General features: G+C 66.1%; 19 protein-coding genes. 15 read left to right on the top strand and 4 right to left on the bottom strand.

Translation table 11 applies throughout. The features are described from left to right. Positions 1–39 precede the first annotated feature (39 nt). Positions 40–912, bottom strand: a complete 873-nt coding sequence (locus tag FHT08_RS10395) for an endonuclease/exonuclease/phosphatase family protein (protein ID WP_104538581.1) — start codon at positions 910–912, stop codon at positions 40–42. A 163-nt stretch (positions 913–1,075) separates the two neighbouring features. Between FHT08_RS10395 and FHT08_RS10390 the strand changes: the two genes are divergently transcribed. The 8 genes from FHT08_RS10390 (at position 1,076) to gnd (ending at position 9,657) form a co-directional block, all read left to right on the top strand. Then, a complete protein-coding gene (locus tag FHT08_RS10390) occupies positions 1,076–2,131 on the top strand; it encodes a bifunctional nicotinamide-nucleotide adenylyltransferase/Nudix hydroxylase (protein ID WP_166775040.1) in 1,056 nt (351 codons plus the stop codon). 124 nt (positions 2,132–2,255) lie between these two features. Beyond that, the gene (locus tag FHT08_RS10385; RefSeq protein ID WP_166775039.1) at positions 2,256–3,659 is read left to right on the top strand and encodes a nicotinate phosphoribosyltransferase; all 1,404 of its coding nucleotides are present in this window, start codon (positions 2,256–2,258) and stop codon (positions 3,657–3,659) included. Between the two features lie 22 nt (positions 3,660–3,681). Further along, a complete protein-coding gene (locus FHT08_RS10380; protein WP_166775038.1) occupies positions 3,682–4,779 on the top strand; it encodes a hypothetical protein in 1,098 nt (365 codons plus the stop codon). Beyond that, the gene (locus tag FHT08_RS10375; protein ID WP_166775037.1) at positions 4,772–5,836 is read left to right on the top strand and encodes a DNA methyltransferase; all 1,065 of its coding nucleotides are present in this window, start codon (positions 4,772–4,774) and stop codon (positions 5,834–5,836) included. Before FHT08_RS10380 ends, FHT08_RS10375 begins: the two co-directional genes overlap by 8 nt. Positions 5,837–5,909: 73 nt before the next feature. Continuing rightward, on the top strand, positions 5,910–6,683 hold the full coding sequence (locus FHT08_RS10370) for a DUF2242 domain-containing protein (RefSeq protein WP_166775036.1): 774 nt from the start codon (positions 5,910–5,912) through the stop codon (positions 6,681–6,683). 125 nt (positions 6,684–6,808) lie between these two features. Further along, positions 6,809–7,189, top strand: coding sequence for a glycine zipper 2TM domain-containing protein (locus tag FHT08_RS10365; protein ID WP_104538576.1), 381 nt, complete (start codon positions 6,809–6,811; stop codon positions 7,187–7,189). Between the two features lie 234 nt (positions 7,190–7,423). Then, positions 7,424–8,695, top strand: a complete 1,272-nt coding sequence (locus FHT08_RS10360; protein WP_243849004.1) for a hypothetical protein — start codon at positions 7,424–7,426, stop codon at positions 8,693–8,695. 20 nt (positions 8,696–8,715) lie between these two features. Beyond that, complete coding sequence (gene gnd / locus FHT08_RS10355; RefSeq protein ID WP_104538575.1) at positions 8,716–9,657, top strand: phosphogluconate dehydrogenase (NAD(+)-dependent, decarboxylating); 942 nt, start codon at positions 8,716–8,718, stop codon at positions 9,655–9,657. A gap of 192 nt (positions 9,658–9,849) precedes the next feature. On the opposite strand, the gene FHT08_RS10350 is transcribed toward gnd, so the two are convergent. Then, positions 9,850–10,917, bottom strand: a complete 1,068-nt coding sequence (locus tag FHT08_RS10350) for an oxidoreductase (protein ID WP_166775034.1) — start codon at positions 10,915–10,917, stop codon at positions 9,850–9,852. Between the two features lie 149 nt (positions 10,918–11,066). On the opposite strand from FHT08_RS10350, the gene FHT08_RS10345 reads away from it, so the two are divergent. From FHT08_RS10345 to folK, 5 genes are all read left to right on the top strand, one after another. Then, complete coding sequence (locus FHT08_RS10345; RefSeq protein ID WP_166775033.1) at positions 11,067–11,441, top strand: BON domain-containing protein; 375 nt, start codon at positions 11,067–11,069, stop codon at positions 11,439–11,441. A 286-nt stretch (positions 11,442–11,727) separates the two neighbouring features. Further along, positions 11,728–13,539 carry an ATP-binding protein gene (locus tag FHT08_RS10340; RefSeq protein ID WP_166775032.1) on the top strand — a complete coding sequence of 604 codons (1,812 nt, stop codon included), beginning with the start codon at positions 11,728–11,730 and terminating at the stop codon, positions 13,537–13,539. Beyond that, a complete protein-coding gene (locus FHT08_RS10335) occupies positions 13,536–13,976 on the top strand; it encodes a response regulator (RefSeq protein WP_016900854.1) in 441 nt (146 codons plus the stop codon). Before FHT08_RS10340 ends, FHT08_RS10335 begins: the two co-directional genes overlap by 4 nt. 3 nt (positions 13,977–13,979) lie before the next feature. After that, complete coding sequence (locus FHT08_RS10330; RefSeq protein ID WP_166775031.1) at positions 13,980–15,482, top strand: hybrid sensor histidine kinase/response regulator; 1,503 nt, start codon at positions 13,980–13,982, stop codon at positions 15,480–15,482. A gap of 92 nt (positions 15,483–15,574) precedes the next feature. Then, positions 15,575–16,087 carry a 2-amino-4-hydroxy-6-hydroxymethyldihydropteridine diphosphokinase gene (gene folK / locus FHT08_RS10325; RefSeq protein WP_166775030.1) on the top strand — a complete coding sequence of 171 codons (513 nt, stop codon included), beginning with the start codon at positions 15,575–15,577 and terminating at the stop codon, positions 16,085–16,087. 12 nt (positions 16,088–16,099) lie between these two features. Here the strand turns inward: folK and FHT08_RS10320 are convergent, their stop codons facing one another. Then, a complete protein-coding gene (locus FHT08_RS10320) occupies positions 16,100–16,837 on the bottom strand; it encodes a pteridine reductase (RefSeq protein WP_166775029.1) in 738 nt (245 codons plus the stop codon). Here FHT08_RS10320 and FHT08_RS10315 point away from each other — a divergent pair. Further along, the gene (locus FHT08_RS10315) at positions 16,836–18,089 is read left to right on the top strand and encodes an SAM-dependent methyltransferase (RefSeq protein ID WP_208408960.1); all 1,254 of its coding nucleotides are present in this window, start codon (positions 16,836–16,838) and stop codon (positions 18,087–18,089) included. The genes FHT08_RS10320 and FHT08_RS10315 overlap by 2 nt on opposite strands. Further along, positions 18,077–18,493, top strand: coding sequence for a VanZ family protein (locus tag FHT08_RS10310; protein ID WP_104538568.1), 417 nt, complete (start codon positions 18,077–18,079; stop codon positions 18,491–18,493). Before FHT08_RS10315 ends, FHT08_RS10310 begins: the two co-directional genes overlap by 13 nt. A gap of 229 nt (positions 18,494–18,722) precedes the next feature. Here FHT08_RS10310 and FHT08_RS10305 read toward each other — a convergent pair whose 3' ends face one another. Continuing rightward, positions 18,723–19,583, bottom strand: coding sequence for a 2OG-Fe(II) oxygenase (locus FHT08_RS10305; protein ID WP_166775028.1), 861 nt, complete (start codon positions 19,581–19,583; stop codon positions 18,723–18,725). Between the last annotated feature and the right edge of the window lie 2 nt (positions 19,584–19,585).

The raw sequence follows: 19,585 nt of genomic DNA, 5'->3' as shown, positions 1-19,585 counted from the left end.
ACAGGCCGGCTTGGTGAGAGTGCCGCGTCGTCGGCGCGCTCAACGCGGCCAGGCGAATTCGGCCAGCACCGGATAGTGATCGGACGGCAATACGCCGCCGGGGCGATTATCCAGCGTGGAAAAGCGTGTCGGTGCCAGGCCGCGGAACAGGATCCAGTCGATGCGTCGGGTCGGTTGCGTGGTGAAGTCCTGGAAGGTTTTTTCCGGGCCTTGCGGCTCGGGTGCGCGGGCGCGTGCATCGCCAAGCGTGGCGGTGAGGACGCGGTAGGTGCCTTGGTCAGGATCGCTGTTGAAGTCGCCGGTCAGCACCACCGGAATGTCGGCCGGCAGCGTCGCGATGCGCGACAGGATCAGGCGCGCGCTGTGCTCGCGGGCCGCCTCGTCCTGGTCGCGGTGGGCGAAGTGCGTGTTGAGCAGATAGAAGCGGCGTTTGTCGCTACGGCGCTCGAACAGGGCCCAGGTCACCATGCGCGGCAGGTCGGTATTCCAGCTGCTGCTGCCGGGGACCTGTGGCGTTTCCGACAGCCAGAAATCGCCCGATTCCACCACCGACAACGCGCGGCCGTCGTAGAACACGCCCATGTGCTCGTCGTTGCCGCTGTCGCCGCCGCGGCGGCCCTTGCCAAACCAGCGGTAATCAGGCAGTTGCGCAGCCAGATACTGCGCCTGTTCCTGCACCAACTCCTGCGTCCCGAAGACGTCCGGGTGCGCTTGTTCGATCAATGCCACCATCGCCGTGCGGCGCACGCTCCAGCGCTTGTCGCCATCGGTATCCACCGGCACGCGCACATTGAACGACATCACCCGCAAGGGTGCGGGTGCAGGTGCAGCCAACGCAGGCAAAGCGATGCACAGCAGCGCGAGTGCCGCGACCAGGGAACGTGAGATAGCGCGAACGGACAGGCGTGGCATGCAGGCGGATTCCTCGAGGACCAATCGGCGAGTCTAATCGGCATGCATGACCGACATGTCATCGCCACACTGCCCACGCTTGACGTCGTCGCGCATCGGCGTAGCATTTGCACCACGCCACCGGATAGACCGATGGCTGCCTACTCAACCGTGAGGGATTCTCATGGCACCGCAGTACGAATATCTGGTGTTTATCGGGCGTTTCGAGCCCTTTCATAACGGCCACGCCGCCGTCGCCCGCCACGCGCTGGGCATGGCGGACAAGCTCATTGTATTGATCGGCTCTGCCGACACGCCCCGTACCATTCGCAATCCGTGGACCGTCGCCGAACGCGCGGTGATGATCGAGTCTGCATTGCCGGGCGAGAGCCAGCGGCTGATCCTGCGCCCGTTGCGCGACCATCTGTACAACGAAAGCCTGTGGATTGCCGAGGTACAGCGCCAGGTCGCCGAGGCCGTGCAGGCCGATGGCGGCACGCTCGATGCACGCATCGGGCTGATCGGCATGGACAAGGACGCCAGCAGCTATTACCTGCGCGAGTTTCCGCAGTGGTCGCTGGAAGATGTGCAACATACCGCCACGCTGTCGGCCACCGAATTACGCCGCTATCTGTTCGAGGCCGGCGAGATCGGCTTCCACGGTGGGTTGCTGATGCTGCGCGGCAATGTGCCGGCGCCGGTGTACGACATGCTGGAAGCGTTCCGGCGCAATTCGCCGAGCTACGCGCAGCTGGTGGCCGAGTACCGTTTCATCGAGCAATATCGCGCCGCCTGGAAGGACGCGCCGTATCCGCCGACCTTCGTCACCACCGATGCGGTGGTGGTGCACTCGGGCCATGTGCTGCTGGTGCGTCGTCGTGCCGAGCCGGGCAAGGGTCTGTGGGCGTTGCCAGGCGGTTTCGTCGGTCAGGACGAAGGTCTGCTGGACGGCTGCCTGCGCGAGCTGCGCGAGGAAACCCGGCTGAAAGTGCCGGTGCCGGTGCTCAAGGGCTCATTGCGCGGGCGCCAGGTGTTCGACCACCCCGAGCGCAGTCAGCGTGGGCGCACCATCACGCATGCGTTTCATTTCGAGTTCCCTGCCGGTGAACTGCCTGCCGTACGCGGTGGCGACGATGCCGACAAGGCGCGCTGGATTCCGCTTGCCGAAGCGATGGCGATGGGGCCGCGCCTGTACGAAGATCATCTGCATATTCTCGAATTCTTCCTGGGTCGCGGCTGAGGGCGACAACGATTGCGTGCCGCCACCCACCGAAGACGGCCACTCGCAATCTTGGATCGGCTCGAACCGTAGCCCCCGCCGGCGGACAGACCGCCGGTTCACCCGACGCGAAGGAGCTTCCGTCATGCATTACCTCGATAACCTGCTGCTCAACACCGACAGCTACAAGGCCAGCCACTGGCTGCAGTATCCACCCGGCACCGATGCGGCGTTTTTCTATGTCGAATCGCGCGGTGGCGTCTACGAGCAGACCGTGTTCTTCGGCCTGCAGTCGATCCTGAAAGAGGCCATCAACCGGCCGGTGACGCACGCCGACATCGACGATGCGAAGGCCTTGCTGGCCGCGCATGGCGAGCCGTTCAACGAGGCCGGCTGGCGCGACATCGTCGATCGTCTCGGCGGGCAGCTGCCGATCCGCATCCGCGCCGTGCCCGAAGGCACGGTCGTGCCCACGCACAATGTGTTGATGACGATCGAATCCACCGATCCCAAGGCGTTCTGGGTGCCGTCGTACCTGGAAACGCTGCTGTTGCGCGTGTGGTACCCGGTGACGGTGGCAACGGTGAGCTGGCAGGTCAAGCAGGTCGTACGCGACTACCTGCAGCGCACCAGCGACGATCCGGAAGGGCAGCTGCCGTTCAAGCTGCATGACTTCGGCGCGCGTGGGGTGTCCAGCCTTGGCTCGGCCGCGCTTGGCGGTGCCGCGCATCTGGTGAACTTCCTCGGCACCGATACCTTGTCGGCGTTGTTGCTGGCGCGTGCGCACTACCACACGCCGGTGGCGGGATATTCGATTCCCGCCGCCGAGCACAGCACCATCACCAGCTGGGGCCGCGAGCGCGAGGCCGATGCGTACCGCAACATGCTGGCGCAGTTCGCGCGTCCCGGCTCGCTGGTGGCGGTGGTATCGGACAGCTACGACATCTACCGCGCGATCCGCGAGCATTGGGGCACCACCTTGCGCAAGGAGGTGATCGCCTCCGGTGCGACGGTGGTGATCCGCCCGGATTCGGGCGACCCGGTGGACGTGGTCGAGCAATGCCTGCTGTTGCTGGACGAGGCGTTCGGCCATCAGCGCAACGGCAAGGGCTACAAGGTGCTCAACCATGTGCGGGTGATCCAGGGCGATGGCATCAATCCGCAGTCGCTGCGCGCGATTCTCGAGCGTATCACCGCAGCCGGGTACGCCGCCGACAACGTCGCCTTCGGCATGGGCGGCGCGCTGCTGCAGAAAGTGGACCGCGACACCCAGAAGTTCGCGCTGAAGTGCTCGGCGGTGCGCGTGGACGGGCAGTGGATCGATGTCTACAAGGACCCGATCACCGACAAGAGCAAGCAGAGCAAGCGCGGTCGATTGACGCTGCTGCGCGACCGTGCCGATGGCACTTATCGCAGCGCGTTGCTGGACGAAGTCGCCACGCATGCGGACAGTGAAGATGCATTGGTGACGGTGTGGGAAAACGGCGTCATGCAGCAGGAGTGGACGTTGCAGCAGGTGCGCGCCCGTGCCGACGCCGCGCGTGGCTGACGTTCACCGCGCGGGCAAGGGCATGCACGCTTCCGATGACGATTCACTGCTGTCTGCATCGCCGCTGTTGGCCGGGTTGCGCGCCGCCGCGCCCAGCTTGCGGCGGCGCGTGCCGCAGCAGAGCGAGAGCGGCAGGTGGCATGCGCTGCGCATCGGCGAGCGCGTGTATCGGGCAGCGTTGCCGATCACCCTGACCCCGTATGCCTCGGTACGGCCATGTTCGGCACGCTGCGGCTTCTGTTCGGAAAACCTGCGCCAACACCAAGGTGGCCTGGCGGCAGCGATGCTGCGGCCGGGACCGGACTACTTTGCGCAGTTGCGCGCTGCGTTGCAGCTGCTGCACGAGGTGCCGTTGTCGTATTCGTTGTCCGGCCTGGAAATGACCGACGATCCGCACTGGTTGCAGGCCTTGCTGCAGACCCTGGCGACGACGCCCAACGGCCCACGCGTGGAGCAGCGCGTGCTGTACAGCAATGGCGCCGGCTTTGCGCGCGCGCAGGCAGCGCAGTTGCTCGATGCCCTGGTCGACTTCGGCTTGTCGTGGATCGAGCTGTCGCGCCACCATCCGCTGCAGGCCGGCAACGACGCGATCATGCGCTTTCGTCCCGGCGAACCCATTGCCGATGCGGCCATTTTCGCGCGGGCGGCGCAACGCATCGCAGCGCGCCTGCCGGTGCGGCTGGTCTGCATCGTGCAGCGAGGTGGCGTGGACACTGCCGATGGCGTGGCGCAGTACATCGCGTGGGCCCGCCGCTGTGGCGCCACGCAGGTGATCTTCCGCGAGTTGTCGCGCCTGGACGATGCGTACCGCAGCAATGGCACCTGGCGTTACATCGCGCAGCACCGCATCGGCATGGAAAGCCTGTTGGCGAGCTGCATGCAGCAGCCGTGGTGGTCGCGTTGGCAAGCAGGCGGCATGACCGAGGGCTATTACTTCTGGAATCTGCGCATGCGCAGCGAAGACGGCCTGGAAGTGGTGTTCGAAAGTGCCGACTACGCGGCCATGCACGCACGCCACGCCACCGGCGACCTCTACAAGCTGGTGTTCTTCGCCAACGGCCGTCTGTGCGCGGGTTGGGACCCAGATGCCGATGTGCTGTGGGAGCCGGCCGATGGATGAACTCGATCAGCGCAGCTGGTGGACGCCGACGCCGGACGACCCGTCCTGGGCACTGCCCGAGGATCTACGCGCTACCGATCCGCTGGGCGGGCGCGATTGTGGCTGGGTCAATCAGATGCGCCCGTTCGTGCGGCACTTCAGCGTGCCGGGCGCACAGGTGTTCGACCCGTTCTGTGGATTCGGCAGCACGCTGCTGGCGGCAACGCTGGAAGGGCGCGGCGCGCATGGCATGGAAATCGATGCCGCACGTGCGCAACTGGCACGCACGCGTCTGCAACGGCACGGTGTGCAGGCGCCGGTGGTGGTCGGTACGCTGGTCGACACCGCGCCCGCTGCGGCGATCGATCTGTGCCTGACCAACGTGCCGTATTTCGGTTGCCACTGGCGCGGTGCGGCATTGCCCGGGCAGCTGTATGCCAGTGCCGATTACGCCGGCTACCTGTCCGGCATGCGGGCGGTCTTGCATGCGTTGCGCAAGCGGCTGCGGCCGGGTGGCTTCGGGGTGGCGATGGTGGAAAACGTCGTCGTCGGCGGGCGGGTGATCCCGCAGGCATGGGATCTGGGGCGGATCCTTGCCAGCCTGTTCACCCTGCACGAGGAGCGGGTGCTGTGCTACCAGCGGCCGGGTGCAGCGCTGGCGCCTGCTGGCACGCACAGCAATCGCAGCCACGAGTACGCACTGATATTCCAGCACTGCCGTGCGCGGCTGGACCTGCAGCAGGCAGCGCAGCTGCTGCAGGCGCTACGGGCAAACGGCCTGCCGGTGGAGGTGCACGGCAGTTACGCGCGCTGGCTGCAGGCGCCGGCGTCGGTGCCGGAGGGGCCGGCGGATCTGGACCTGATCGTGCAGGCCGAGCAGCCGCTCTGGGACCGCCTCACCGTCTGGCTGCAGGCGCAGGGATTCGCCTTGAGCCTGTGGGGCGAGCCGTGCCGGTCGCCGGTCACGCTGGCGGCGGTGCGTGCGCACCACTATCTGCGCGCCGAGCGCATCGGTGCAGACGGCAGCCGCCTGCAGCTGGACCTGCAATTGCCAGCGGATGAACCGCCGTTGCCCTGATCGGCAACGCGACGCCGCGCGCACAGCGGTTGCCGCTATGCTCTGTGCCGGTTCTGGATGCCGGAATTTCCCCATGTCTTGTTCTTCCCTGATTGCGCGCGGTGCCCTGCTTGGTGCACTGGCAACCCTGGCTGGCTGCGGTGGCAGCAAGGGCGACACGATGTTGATGCGCGAGTCGTTCAATTCCGACGACACCTATTCGCGCAGTGTGGCCTCCACCTCGCCGCAGGCCTGCGAGGCCGCGCGCCGGGTGTTGTTGAGCCAGGGCTATGCGGTGACGCGTGCCGATGCCGCTGCGGTGGAAGGCAGCAAGAACTTCCAGCTCAAGGAAGCCGAGCAGAGCGAGCAACTCAATTTGCGCATTTCCTGCGCCACGCAGGACGGCGGCCAGGCGCAGGTGTTCGTCAGCGCATTGCAGGACCGTTACGCGCTGAAGAAGAGTTCGACCTCGGCCAGCGTCGGAGTCGGCGTGCTCGGCTCGTTGTCGTTGCCGGTCGGCAGTAGCGGCGATTCGCTGGTGCGTGTGTCCAGCACCACGGTGCAGGATGCGGCCTTCTACAAGCGCTTCTTCGAGCGTCTGAATTCGTATCTGCCCAAGGTCACCGAAGCGGTGCCTGCGGCCGCAAACGCTGCCCAGGCGCCGCAAGTGCATGCCACGCCCCCGGCACCGGCGGCCGACGCCCGGTGGGGTGAGACGGCGGTTTCGCCCGCCACACCGGCAAGCGCGCCGCGACCCGCTGCAGCGCCGGTCGCCCAGCCACCGGTGGCGCCCCTGCCGGTCGAATCCCAGGACCCGCCGCCGACCCCGGCCAAGGTGCCGCAGACCGAACCTGCCGCACAGCAGTGAGAAGGTGGTTCAGGCTCCGCTCCAAAGCCTGAATAGCGAGCCGCACGCTTCACGTCGCGTTCTCGATCCAGTGGCGAAAGTGCAATCATGATTCGCCGAGTGGGCGAGAACGAAGGAGACCGATGATGAAGATGCGCAATTCCCTGTTGGGTATGTCCCTGATCGGCCTGATGGCGACCAGCACCTTCGTGCAGGCGCAAAGCTATTCGCATCAGCAGCGCTACACCGAAGCAGACGAAGGCCGCAGATTCAATGACGGAACGCGCGTGCGTTGTCGGAATGTGGAAGTGCAGAAGAACTCGACCGATCCCAATCGCATCGGCGGTACAGTCGCTGGCGCTGCGATCGGCGGCCTGCTGGGCAACCAGGTTGGTGGCGGCAATGGCAAGAAGCTGGCAACCGTGGCCGGTGCGGTCGCTGGTGGTGCAGCGGGTCGCACCATTCAAGGCAACCGTCAGCAAGCCAATGGCAATCGTCAGGTGGCGCGCGTCTGCGAACGCCGCTGAAATCGATGCACTGAATCTTGCGAGCCCCGGTCCTGCCGGGGCTTTCTACGTCTGAGGATGCAGCGCCTTGCTGCCGATCTACATCACCTTGTATCGATGAGTGCGTTTCAGAAACCCCGCCTGCGGCTGTGGACGGGATTAATGCGGCGTGCTTCTGCATCCGCATCTGCGCGGCCCAAACCGCGTTCCCGCACCGCATTGCGTCTATGCGCGACCGCATTGCTCGGTGTGCAGATGTTGCAGGCCGCCGCGGCCACGCCGAGTGAGACTGCGCGCAAGGCGTCTGTGGACTGTGTCGATGCCCTGCTGCGGCGGCTGGGCTGGGATATTCGCAGCGCTGCGGTGCGTGCGCCGGTGGTGCGGCGCGGCGAGCCCTGTACGCGCGGGTCGCTTGCGCAGGCGCGTGCAGCCGGCGATCTGCAGCTGACGCTGCCGGCCAGCTGGAACGCACAGCAACGCGGCGCCGCGCTCCAGGCCTTGCTGGACGATACCGCCACCCAATGCGCGTACGCGTTCGAACTCGGTGCGGCCACGCGGCGTGCAACCACGCAGCTGCAGGACAACCCGGGCTATCGGTTTTCGGCGTTGCAACTGGGCTGGATCGGGTTCGGCTGGCGCGGCGCGGCAGCGCAGGGCTGGAGCGGCTTCCGCAGTTTCGGGCGTGGCTATCAACCGCGCGGCAGCAATGCGCAGGCGCTGGAGGTGTTTTATCGCGGCCAGGTGCGCTCCGAATGCGGCGTGGGGCGGCAGGTGGCCCAGCTGGCCACGCAGCGCGAACTGTATGGCGATACGGGCTTCGATCAGGTGTTCACTTCGGGCGAGTTGTCGATCGGCACGTTCTTGACCCTGCACGACACCGACAGCATCCTGCTGGGTGCGCATGCCGGCGATTTCTTCGCCGACGGCAAGGCGGTCAGGACCGCCCAGCTGGGGCGCCAGGCATTTGTCGGTGCGCCGGGGTTTATCGCGCATGTGTTCGACAAGTCGTCTCTGGACGACATACACAATCAGGCCGAAAACTTCGTGGTGGTGGACGTCAGCGATGCGGCGGCGCAGGCACTGGCGCAGCACGGCGGCTTTGCGCACTACGACGCGCTCAACCGGCAGATCTGGGAGCTGGCCAGGGAACTGCGCGGGCCGGGCAAGCGTCGCTTCGAGCGGTTGCTGTACGAGCGCGATGCACAACTGCGCGCCACGCTCGACCCGCAGCAGCAGGTGCGCCTGCAAACGCTGCAGGGCCTGTTGGATGACCCGTTCTACCAGGGCTTTCTGGTCTACGTGCATCCCAAGGGGATCAAGCCGATCGGGTACCACGTGGCACGCCTGCTCGATCGCAACCCGCGCACGCCGTATGCCATTGATCTGACCTTGCACAATCTGCGCAGCACCTTGTACTGGCGCTGGATCGACTGGCAGTTGCAACAGTGCGGCGCCGGTACCGCGGCGGAACGATCCATTGAGAATTCCGCCACGCCAGCGTACGCCGGGCGTGGCACCCTGCACTGATCAGATCACGAGGAGCGATTATGGAACTGGGTATGGTGGGTTTGGGCCGCATGGGCGCCAACATGGCCGAGCGCCTGGTACACGGCGGACATCGCGTGCATGGCTACGATCCGGGCGAAAGCGCGCGTCGCAGTGCGCAGGCCAAGGGCGTGGTCACTGCCGATGCGCTGGCCTCGCTGGTATCCGCGCTGCCGAGCCCGCGTGTGGTGTGGTTGATGGTACCGGCGGGCAAGATCGTCGACGACACCCTGGCGCAGCTGCTGCCGCTGTTGCAGGCCGGCGATATCGTCATCGATGGCGGCAATTCGTATTACAAGGATTCGCAACGGCGCGCCGCATTGCTGCATGCCAGTGGTATTGCCTTTGTCGATTGCGGCACCAGCGGCGGCGTCTGGGGTCTGCAGGAGGGCTACAGCCTGATGGTGGGTGGCGACGAAGCGGCGGTGACCACGCTGCATCCGGTACTGGCCACATTGGCGCCGGCAGCGGACAAGGGCTGGGGGCGCGTCGGCCCGAGCGGCGCCGGCCACTTCACCAAGATGGTCCACAACGGCATCGAGTACGGAATGATGCAGGCCTATGCCGAAGGCTTCGCTTTGATGCAGCACAAGACCGACTTTGCGCTGGATCTGCACCAGGTCGCCGAGATCTGGCGCGATGGCAGCGTGGTGCGTTCGTGGCTGCTGGATCTCACTGCCGACGCGTTGGCGCATAACCCGACCATGGCCGGTATCGCACCGTTTGTGGCCGATTCGGGCGAAGGGCGCTGGACGGTTGCCGAGGCGATCGATCTGGAGGTGTCGGCACCGATCATCACCTTGTCGCTGATGGAGCGGCTGCGCTCGCGCGACAAGGATTCGTTCACCGACAAGCTGCTGGCCGCAATGCGCAACCAGTTCGGTGGTCACGCAGTCAAGACCACGACTGAAGCCGCGCCCACGATCGGCAGCAAGGACGTCTGAGCGGTTGCGCCGACTCCTGCGCGCCTGCATGGCGGGCGCGTAGTGAAACGTCTTTCCACCGACTGCCGGCGTACCCGCCGTCTGACCGCAGTGCGTGTTGATCCAGTGCCCGCACGCGGTACCGCAGGACGCGAGCATGCCATGCCGATGCCGCACACCGGTCAGGCGCCCGACACGGCGCACAGTCGTGCATCAGCCGCGTGAAACCGCGCTCGCTCCCTCCAGCCATTGCACCTGGCCCGAGGCGGCGCTGCGTTGCGCCAGCTCCAGCAGCTCCATCACCTGCACCGCGTCGGCACCGCTGACCGGTGCCGGTCCGGTGCCTGCCAGGGCATCGCGAAACGCGGCGTAGCACTGCCGGTAGTCGCCCGGCGTGGTGTCGGGTTGATGGGTATGCACGCGGCCTTCGTCGTCGACGCGGGTCAGCGTGCCCGGAAGCGGGTCCACGCCCCAACCGGCGGTACCGGGGCGGCGTCCGGCGCGTAGCTGGTCTTCCTGGGTGTCCAGCCCGTGCTTGAGGTAACTGCCACGGGTGCCGTGCACGGCAAAGCGCAGGCCACTGTCGGCCACCAGCGAGCCGGCATGCAGGATCACGCGCAGCCGCGGGTAACGCAGGGTGACGTGGAAATAGTCGTCGCTGCGCGCCTGGTTGCGCTGACGCTGCAGGTCCGCGCCGATCGCCTGCGGCATCCCGAACAGCTGCAGCGCCTGATCGAGCAGATGCGGCCCCAGGTCGTACCAGAGACCGGCGCCGGGAACCTCGCTTTCGCGCCAGCGGTCGCGCACCTGCGGCCGGAAGCGGTCGAAGTGCGAATGCAATTCCACCACCTCGCCCAACTGGCCTTCGTCGATCAGCCGGCGCACGGTGAGGAAGTCCGCATCCCAGCGCCGGTTCTGGAACACGCTGACGATGCGCCCGGCCGCGGCGGCTGCAGCCACCAGCTCGCGCGCCTGCGCGGCGTCCAGCGCGAAGGGCTTGTCCACCAGCACATGCTTGCCGGCGGCCAGCGCCTGCAACGCGAACGGCGCGTGGGTCTGATTGGGCGTGGCCAGCACCACCGCGTCCAGCGCCGGATCGGCCAGTGCCGTTTCCAGATCGGCCAGCACGGCCACACCGGGGAAGTCCGCCTGTACCTGCTGCGGTTTTGACGACACCACGCTATGCAGGGCCAGGCCCGGGGTGCCGGCGATCAGCGGGGCATGGAAGGTGCGGCCGACATAGCCATAGCCGACGACGGCCAGATTGAACGGTTTAGGCATTGAAAACGGTTCATCGCAACGACGGAGAGGCCTGCATGGTATTGCACGCACACGTGTGCGCCGGGTTCACAGCCCCTGCATCCGGCAGTCACGTGTGCACGACGAGCGCCATTGCAGACTGCCGCCACATTCACAGGAGGGTACATCCAATGAAGAACATGACACATGCACGCAAGCTGCTGGCCCTGTCGCTGTCGCTCGGTCTGACGCTGGGTGCCTCGCAGGCATTCGCTGCGCCGCAGGAACACGCCGCGCACAAGGATCACGCTGCCGACAACATCAACGAGTCCAAGAAGCCGGTGACCGATACCTGGATCACCACCAAGGTGAAGGCCGACCTGCTGGCCACCGACAACGTGTCGGGTACCGACGTCAAGGTCGAGACCAAGAACGGCATCGTCACCCTGACCGGCACGGTTGCCACCAAGGCCGAGCACGACAAGGCCGTGGCAGTTGCCAAGGGCATCGAAGGCGTCAAGAGCGTCAAGTCCACCGGCCTGAAGGTCGTTGCTGCAAAGATGTAATTGCAGCCGTAGCAAATGCCGGGCCAGCCGAGGCGAGGCGGCTGATCCGAGCACCAGGCGCACTCCACGGGGTGCGCTTTTTTTGTTGTCTGTTCGCGACCCAGGCAAGCCGACGGGCGGTGAAGCACTCGCACCATTTTCACGTTTGCTGCACTTATGATATGCCCATTCAGCTATGTCGCCGCGGGAGTGATCAGGCTGAATCGTTAATCTCATCCTGGGCCTGATCGGAGACAATGCCGACTTGCCTTCGGGGCCTTGGCAGCGAGCGGATACAGACCTAGCAATGCAGACGACGGTCCAAGAAGACAGATGGGATCGCTGGCGCCTGCCGTCACTGGCAGTTGCCGTGTTTCTGATTGTGGTGGTGCCGTCGTTGCTGTTGCAGCAGATGGCGCACAACGCCAACCAGGCTGCGGCGTGGGTGTCGCATAGCCAGGAAGTGCAGGAGACTGCCCAGCACCTGGAAGCGGCAATGCGCGACACCGAATCGGCAGCCCTGATGCGCTCGCACGGCGTGCAGCGTCCGGCCTTGCTGGAGCGGATGCGGCGCGGGCGGCGCGAGTCGCTGGCTGCGGTGCAGCGGCTGATCGTGCTGACCAAGGACAACCCCGCACAGCAGGTGCGGATGGGGCGCATCCAGAGCACGATCGAGCGGCGTCTGTTGTTGGCCGAGCGGATTGCGGTGACCACTGCCCGCGAGCAGATCCGCGTGCTGATCGACGACATGACCTTGAACAACCCGATCCGTGTGCTGATCGACGAGTTGCAGGAGGCCGAGGGCAAGCTGCTGGAGCTGCGCAACACGCGCGCCGACACCGAGCGCGCCCATTACGCCGTGCTGAGCTGGGGCACGTTGGTGGTGCAGTTGCTGCTGCTGGGCACCGTGACCTGGTTGCTGCAGCGGCAGATCCGTCGCCGCCTGGCGGCCGAGCAGGAGTACCTGCGCGCCAACGGCCGCGCGTCGTCGGTATTGCAGACCGTACGCGAGCCGATCGTGCTGCTGGATTCCAGCCAGCGCATCCTGCTGCACAACCCGGCGTTTGCCGAGTTGTACGGGCTGGACGAGCGCGGCAACGAATCGATGCCGCTGGAAGACGTGGGCGAGGGCGTCTGGCGCGATGCGCAGATCCATCAGCGGCTGGCCGATGTGCTGCTGCGCGGCCGCGAGTTGTGGGACTACGAACACGAGCAGCGCGCCGCCGATGGCGTGCAGCGCACCATGCTGATCAACGCGCGGCGCATGCCGCTGCCGGACACCAGCGACGAAGACGTGGTGCTGATGACGGTCAGCGACATCAGCCTGCAGAAGGCCTCGCAGCTGCGCATCCAGGAGCTCAACCGGCAGATGGAAGGCAAGGTGGAGCAGGTGTCGGAGGTCAATCGCGAGCTGGAGGCCTTCAGCTACTCGGTCTCGCACGATCTGCGCGCGCCGCTGCGCCATGTGGCCGGATTCTCCGACAAGCTGGCGCGCCATCTGGGCGATGCGGCGGACGAAAAATCGCGTCACTACATGGAAGTGATCAGCAGCTCGGCGCGTCGCATGGCGTCGCTGATCGACGATCTGCTGGTGTACTCGCGCCTGGGGCGCAGCGCGCTGCGGCTGCAGGCGGTGGACATGCAGTCGCTGGTATCGGAAACCCGCGCGATCCTGGACTCCAACGTGCAGAGCGAGAACACCGGCCACCGGGTGGACTGGCATATCGCGCCGTTGCCGGTGCTGGTGGCCGACGAGAACATGATGCGCCAGCTGTGGATGAACCTGCTCGGCAATGCCGTGAAATACAGCACCAAGCGCGAGGTGGCCAGGATCGAGGTCACCTACACGCCGATGGCCGACGGCGGCCACCAGTTCAGCGCGCGCGACAACGGCGCCGGCTTCGACATGGAATACAGCGACAAGTTGTTCGGCGTGTTCCAGCGTCTGCACAAGGCCAGCGAATATCCCGGTACCGGTATCGGCCTGGCCAGCGTGCGGCGCGTGCTGACGCGCCACGGCGGCCGGGTCTGGGCCGAAGGCGCGGTCGACGAAGGCGCCACGTTCTATTTTGTGCTTCCACCTGCGCTCGAAGCGCCCAACCAAGAGTTCACTGTATGACCGCCATCCGTACCATTCTTCTGGCAGAAGACAGCCCGGCCGATGCGGAAATGGCCGTCGATGCCCTGCGCGAAGCCCGCCTGGCCAATCCGATCGTGCATGTCGAGGACGGCGTCGAAACCATGGACTATCTGTTGCGTCGGGGCATCTTCGCCGATCGCGAGGAAGGCCTGCCGGCGGTGTTGCTGCTGGACATCAAGATGCCGCGCCTGGACGGGCTGGAAGTGCTCAAGCAGATCCGCAGCGAGGAGTCGCTCAAGCGCCTGCCGGTGGTGATCCTGTCGTCCTCGCGCGAAGAGAGCGACCTGGCCCGCAGCTGGGACCTGGGCGTGAATGCCTATGTGGTCAAGCCGGTGGACGTGGATCAGTTCTTCAACGCAGTCAAGACGCTCGGCACCTTCTGGGCGGTCATCAATCAGGCACCGGAGCTGGACTGACCCATGCTGCATGAGGGGGGCAAACTGGAGCAGCTGAAGATCCTTCTGGTGGAAGATTCACCGGAAGACGCTGAGCTGTTGTCCGACCAGCTGCTCGATGCCGGGCTGGATGCGGCGTTCGAGCGTGTGGACAGCGAACCATCGCTGCGTGCCGCACTGGATGCATTCCAGCCGGACATCGTGCTGTCGGATCTGAGCATGCCCGGGTTTTCGGGCCATCAGGCGCTACGCCTGGTGCGCCAGAACGGCGCCACGCCCTTCATTTTCGTCTCCGGCACGATGGGCGAGGAAACCGCGGTCAAGGCGCTGCAGGATGGCGCCAACGACTACATCATCAAGCACAACCCGACACGGCTGCCCAGCGCAGTGATCCGCGCGATCCGCGAGGCGCGTGCGGACCTTGAACGTCAGCGCGTGGAGAGCGAGCTGATGCGTGCGCAGCGGCTGGAAAGCCTGGCGATGCTGGCGGCCGGGTTGAGCCACGACCTGCGCAACATCCTGCAGCCGTTGCTGATCGTGCCCGACCTGCTGGCCGGACGCACCGACGATCCGCAGCTGCGTCAGCTGGCCAACGTGGTGGCCGAGTGCGGCCGGCGCGGGCATGAGATGGCCGAGTCGATGCTGTCGTTCGTGCGTGGCTCCAACAAGCCGCGCGAGCAGGTGTCGATCGCGAGCCTGTTCCAGGCCGTGCAGATGCTGCTCAAGAGCAGCCTGCCCGACGGCGTGCGCCTGCAGATGGACACGATCCCGCTGGATCTGACCATCGAGGCCAACTACACCGAGTTGCAGCAGTGCCTGCTCAACCTGGGCCTGAACGCGATCCAGGCGATGCCGGGCGGCGGGACGTTGACCCTGTCTGCCGACCGCCATGATGGCGCGCGCGTGCGCATGAGCGTGGCCGACACCGGCGTGGGCATGAGCGAGGACACCCGCGCACGCCTGTTCAGCCCCTTCTTCACCACCAAGGCCGACGGTACCGGCCTGGGACTGATTTCCTGCAAGCGCATCGTCGAAAGCTACGGCGGCAGCATCGTGGTCGACAGCCGCCTGGGCGAGGGCACGCGTTTCGACATGATCGTGCCGATGCGTGCGGCCGCGGGGACGGTTGCCGATACCGAGCCGCCGCTGGCGTTGGGGCATGGGCAGCGCATCCTGTTGGTGGATGGCGAGGCCACGCGCCTGTCGCTGCTGGGCAACGCCTTGTCCAGCCAGGGCTATCAACCGCAGCTGGCAACCGACGGTGCGGCGGCGCTGCAGCTGGTGCAGCAGCACGCGATGCCGGACTTGGTGATCATCGACAGCGACATCATCCAGCTCTCGGCGGTGAGCGTGCTGTTGAGCATGCAGGAACTGGGCTATCACGGCCCGGCGATCGTGCTCGAAGACGTCGGCGCGCCGCTGCAACGTTCGCATTTCCCGCCGGAACTGCCGGTGCATGTGTTGCGCAAACCGCTGGAAATGCGCCGGGTGTTCCGCGCCGTGGCGCATGCGTTGGAAGTGGCCTGAGGCCAGGGTCTGGCGTACTACGGGCGGGCAGGCCAAGGTGCGCGACGATTGCAACAGTTGACGCCCACGCTGGCCGCATGCGCGAATAACGCATGACCACCGTGCTTCTCAGCCTTGGCAGCAACCTCCAGCCGACCCACTACCTGCGCCTGGCCGTCGATGCCTTGCGCGCGCGCTTCGGCCAACTTGCCATCTCGCCGGCGTATCGTACGCTGGCGGTGGGCTTCGACGGGCCGGACTTCGTCAACAACGCCGTGGCGCTGGACACGGACATGGACCTGCCTGCGCTCGACCACTGGCTGCATGCGCTGGAAGATACGCACGGCCGCGATCGCAGCGGCCCGCGTTTCAGCGACCGCACCCTGGATGTGGATGTGGTGTTCTTCGGCGATTGCATCATCGAAGGCCCCGGGCATCTACGCATTCCGCGGCCCGAGCTCAAACATGCCTTCGTGTTGAAGCCGCTGGCCGATATCGCGCCCGACTTTGTCGATCCGCTGAGCGGACAGACCCTGGCCGCGCTGTGGCAGGCGCATCCCCAGTACGGCATTGCGTTTGCGACGGTTGCGTTGGACGCGGCCCCGGCGCTGGATGTGGCGCGGTAGCGTCGTTGTAGCTCAACTGAGCTGGCGGCCGCCGTCCACATGCAGGGTGTGGCCGGTGACGAAGCTGGCGTCGTCCAGCAGCCAGCGCACCGCCTCGGCGATTTCCTCGGGCGTACCGATGCGTGCCAACGGCGTGCGTGCGAGCAGCGCCTGTTTGGCATCTGCGGATTTGCCTTCGTCCGGCCACAGAATCGCACCGGGCGCGACCGCGTTGACGCGGACCTCCGGTGCCAGCTCCAGCGCGAGCGAGCGGGTGAGCATTTCCAGCGCGCTCTTGGACGCGCCGTACAGCGGGTGGTTGCGCATCGGCTTCTGCGCGTGCAGGTCGGTGAGGTTGACGATGGCGCCGTGGTGCTGGCGCAGCTGCGCGGCGGCAGCCTGGGCGATGAAGAACGGCGCACGTGCATTGACTGCGAACAATTCGTCCCATTGCGCGGCTGTCGCTGCGCCGAGCGGGGTGGGACAGAACGCGGAAGCATTGTTGACCACGCCATCCAGGCGGCCGAACGCGGCGATGCAGTCGGCGACCAGCTGCGCCGGCGCCTCCGGCAGGCGCAGGTCGGCGTGCAGGGCCTGCGCACTGCCGGCGCGCTGGGCGCACAGCTGCGCTACGCGCGCGCTGAGCGCCTCGCCGGAGTGGTGCCCGTGCAAGGCGACGCGGTGGCCGGTCGCATGCAGTGTGGTGGCTATCTGGGCGCCGATACGGCGGCCTGCACCGGTGATCAACACCACCTTGGAACTGTCTGTCATGGCGTACTCGCTCGGCGTTGCAGAGGGCTCGGCTATCCTGTGCATTGTCCTCGCAACCGGTGCCCGCATGCACGCCGACCTTCCTACTCCCGATCCGGACGCCCTGGCGCATAGCGATCGGTTGGCTGCGCATCTGCGCGCCGAGATCGCCGCCGCCGGTGGTGCGATTCCGTTTTCGCGTTTCATGGAACTGGCGTTGTATGCGCCGGGCCTGGGCTATTACAGCGCCGGCTCCAGCAAGTTCGGCGAGGCTGGCGATTTCGTCACCGCACCGGAGCTGGGGCCATTGTTCGCGGCCACCGTGTCCGGTGCGCTGGCGCCGGTGCTGCAGCAGCTCGGGCCACAGGCGCGCGTGCTGGAAGTGGGCGGCGGCAGCGGTGCATTCGCCGAAGTCACGCTCAAGCGCCTGCTCGAGCTGGATGCGCTACCGGAGCGTTACGCGATCCTGGAACCCAGCGCCGACCTGCGCGAGCGTCAGCGCGAGCGGCTGGGACGCAGCCTGATCCCGCCGGTCTTCGATCTGGTGGAGTGGCTGGACGGTCCATTCCCGGACGATTGGGATGGGGTGCTGTTCGCCAATGAAGTGATCGATGCATTGCCTACGCCGCGCTTCACGCTGCGCGATGGCGAGGTGTATGAGGAAACCGTGGTGCTGGACGCGCAGCAGCAATTCGCGCGCGGCGAGCAGCCGGCCGATGCCTTGCTGGGCGCGGCGGTGCGGCATCTGGAGCGCTATCTGGAGCAGCCCTTCGCCGATGGTTATCGCTCCGAGTTGCTGCCGCAGTTGCCTTACTGGGTCCAGGCGGTGGCTGGCGGTCTGAAGCGCGGCGCGATGCTGTTCGTCGACTACGGTTACCCGCGTGGCGAGTTCTATCGCGCGCAGCGCGAAGACGGCACCCTGCGCGCGTTCTATCGCCATCGCATGCATGAGGACTTGTATCGCTGGCCGGGCCTGCAGGATCTGACGGCGTCGGTGGACTTCACGGCGTTGGCCGAGGCCGGCACCGGGGCCGGTTTCGAACTGGCCGGTTACTGCACGCAAGCGAGCTTTCTGCTCGGCAACGGCCTGGATGCGTTGCTGGCGCAGGCCGACACGCGCACCGACGAAGTGGGGCGCATGCGGCTGCGTGAGCAGATCAAGCGGCTGACCTTGCCCAGCGAAATGGGCGAGCGCTTCCAGGTGATGGGTTTTGCGCGCGATGTCGATTTTGCGCCGGCATTTCTGGCGGGCGATCTCACATGGCGGCTGTGAGCGCGGCGCTGCGTCCATTCCGGCGGCCACGGTTGTGGGTAGGCCTGTGGATCGCCGCAATCCTGATGGTGATTGCGGTATGCATGGGGCCGCCACCAGAGTTTCCGGAACTTCCTTCCAACAGCGACAAGGCCGAGCATTTCTTGACGTTCGCGTTGTTGTGCTGGGGGGCGGTGCAGCTGTTCGCCACCCGTCGCGCGCTGTTGCTTGCGGCGTTCGGATTGGTGCTGTTGGGGATCGGCATCGAGATCGCGCAAGGGGCACTGACCACCAATCGCAGCGCGGATCCGTACGATGCGCTTGCCGATACGTTGGGTATTCTCGCCGGCTTGTGCCTGGCATGGACGCCGCTGCGGTTGGTGATGTTGCGGATCGATCAGCGCATGTTTGGGCCGCGCGGGTAGATCTGTTGTAGAACAGCTGGTCTGTGACTTTGCTGCAAGGCCCTTGCCCGCCCACCATCGCAGGACACGCCGCAAGTACGTCCGTGTAGGCGCTTACGCGGCATCCATGCCGCGTAAGGTCCCGCGACGGTGGGCAGGCAAGGACCGGTCGGGATGGTCGGTGTGCAATGTCGAGAGCAGTGCGCGATGGTCGTCCACCTGGCGATTGCGTAGCTTCCAATCTGCGCTCTCAGCCGGGCATGCGGACCGCGCGTTCGCGTAGCCACTTGGTTGCGACCCACTTTTCGCCGGCCAGGACCGGGGCGCCGGCATGCAGGCTGCGTGTCATCGGATGCGGGCGGTCGTAGCTGAAGAACACCGCATTGCCTTTCACGGCAGCGACGTCCAGGTGCGCATCGGGAAAGCGCGTGGCGCCGCCGCGTTCCGGGGTGTTGAGATACATCACCAACGATGCGACGCGCTGACCGCCGGCCTGCAGCAGCACCTGCGTCCCGGCGGCAACGGGGTCGAAGTAGTCGTAGTGCGGTTGATATTCGGCGCCGGTGGCATAGCGCAAGACCTGCAGTCCTTCGCCGTGGTCCACGGGCCAGTCGAGCAGGCGGGCGATGCGCGCCTCGATGCGTTGGCATAGCGCATCCTGCCCCAGCTGCAGGCACATGCTGTGGCTGGTGCGTGCGGCATGCACGATCTGCGCGCCGTTGTCGTTGTCCACCGTGCGCGAACGCGCCAGGCGTGGCTGCGCCAGTGCGATCAATGCCTCGCACTCGGCATCGGACAAAAAATCGCCCAGCACCACCACGCGCGGCAGCAACAGGCTGACCAGCACGCGCACCTGGCGATCGCCCAGGTCCAGCAACGAGGCATCGTTGTGCTGCAGCACTGCGGGCACACGCACCGGCATCGGCAGGCCATGTGCCTGCGCGTGCTGCTGGATGTGGTCGCGCACCAATGCCTCGACTGCGTCGATGGCGTCCTGTTCGTTCCAGCCTTGATCCAGGAGCGGCTGTAGCGCTTGCTCCGGCGGCTGGCCGGCCACTGCCTGCGCAATGATCCAGTTGCCCAGGGCAGTGGGGATGGGGGTCGAGGGCATCC

Source organism: Xanthomonas sp. CFBP 8151 (assembly GCF_011761885.1).
GTDB lineage: Bacteria > Pseudomonadota > Gammaproteobacteria > Xanthomonadales > Xanthomonadaceae > Xanthomonas > Xanthomonas arboricola_B.
The sequence above is the reverse complement of the archived record's forward strand: the minus strand, read 5'-3'. Positions and strand labels throughout refer to the sequence as shown.

Coding starts and splice junctions, on each gene's coding strand:
- gnd (WP_104538575.1), top strand. CDS start 8,716: ATGGAACTGGGTATGGTGGGTTTGGGCCGCATGGGCGCCAACATGGCC.
- FHT08_RS10310 (WP_104538568.1), top strand. CDS start 18,077: ATGGCGGCTGTGAGCGCGGCGCTGCGTCCATTCCGGCGGCCACGGTTG.
- FHT08_RS10340 (WP_166775032.1), top strand. CDS start 11,728: ATGCAGACGACGGTCCAAGAAGACAGATGGGATCGCTGGCGCCTGCCG.
- FHT08_RS10375 (WP_166775037.1), top strand. CDS start 4,772: ATGGATGAACTCGATCAGCGCAGCTGGTGGACGCCGACGCCGGACGAC.
- FHT08_RS10360 (WP_243849004.1), top strand. CDS start 7,424: ATGTTGCAGGCCGCCGCGGCCACGCCGAGTGAGACTGCGCGCAAGGCG.
- FHT08_RS10390 (WP_166775040.1), top strand. CDS start 1,076: ATGGCACCGCAGTACGAATATCTGGTGTTTATCGGGCGTTTCGAGCCC.
- FHT08_RS10350 (WP_166775034.1), bottom strand. CDS start 10,917: ATGCCTAAACCGTTCAATCTGGCCGTCGTCGGCTATGGCTATGTCGGC.
- FHT08_RS10365 (WP_104538576.1), top strand. CDS start 6,809: ATGAAGATGCGCAATTCCCTGTTGGGTATGTCCCTGATCGGCCTGATG.
- FHT08_RS10385 (WP_166775039.1), top strand. CDS start 2,256: ATGCATTACCTCGATAACCTGCTGCTCAACACCGACAGCTACAAGGCC.
- FHT08_RS10320 (WP_166775029.1), bottom strand. CDS start 16,837: ATGACAGACAGTTCCAAGGTGGTGTTGATCACCGGTGCAGGCCGCCGT.
- FHT08_RS10370 (WP_166775036.1), top strand. CDS start 5,910: ATGTCTTGTTCTTCCCTGATTGCGCGCGGTGCCCTGCTTGGTGCACTG.
- FHT08_RS10345 (WP_166775033.1), top strand. CDS start 11,067: ATGAAGAACATGACACATGCACGCAAGCTGCTGGCCCTGTCGCTGTCG.
- FHT08_RS10315 (WP_208408960.1), top strand. CDS start 16,836: ATGGCGTACTCGCTCGGCGTTGCAGAGGGCTCGGCTATCCTGTGCATT.
- folK (WP_166775030.1), top strand. CDS start 15,575: ATGACCACCGTGCTTCTCAGCCTTGGCAGCAACCTCCAGCCGACCCAC.
- FHT08_RS10330 (WP_166775031.1), top strand. CDS start 13,980: ATGCTGCATGAGGGGGGCAAACTGGAGCAGCTGAAGATCCTTCTGGTG.
- FHT08_RS10335 (WP_016900854.1), top strand. CDS start 13,536: ATGACCGCCATCCGTACCATTCTTCTGGCAGAAGACAGCCCGGCCGAT.
- FHT08_RS10305 (WP_166775028.1), bottom strand. CDS start 19,583: ATGCCCTCGACCCCCATCCCCACTGCCCTGGGCAACTGGATCATTGCG.
- FHT08_RS10380 (WP_166775038.1), top strand. CDS start 3,682: ATGCACGCTTCCGATGACGATTCACTGCTGTCTGCATCGCCGCTGTTG.
- FHT08_RS10395 (WP_104538581.1), bottom strand. CDS start 912: ATGCCACGCCTGTCCGTTCGCGCTATCTCACGTTCCCTGGTCGCGGCA.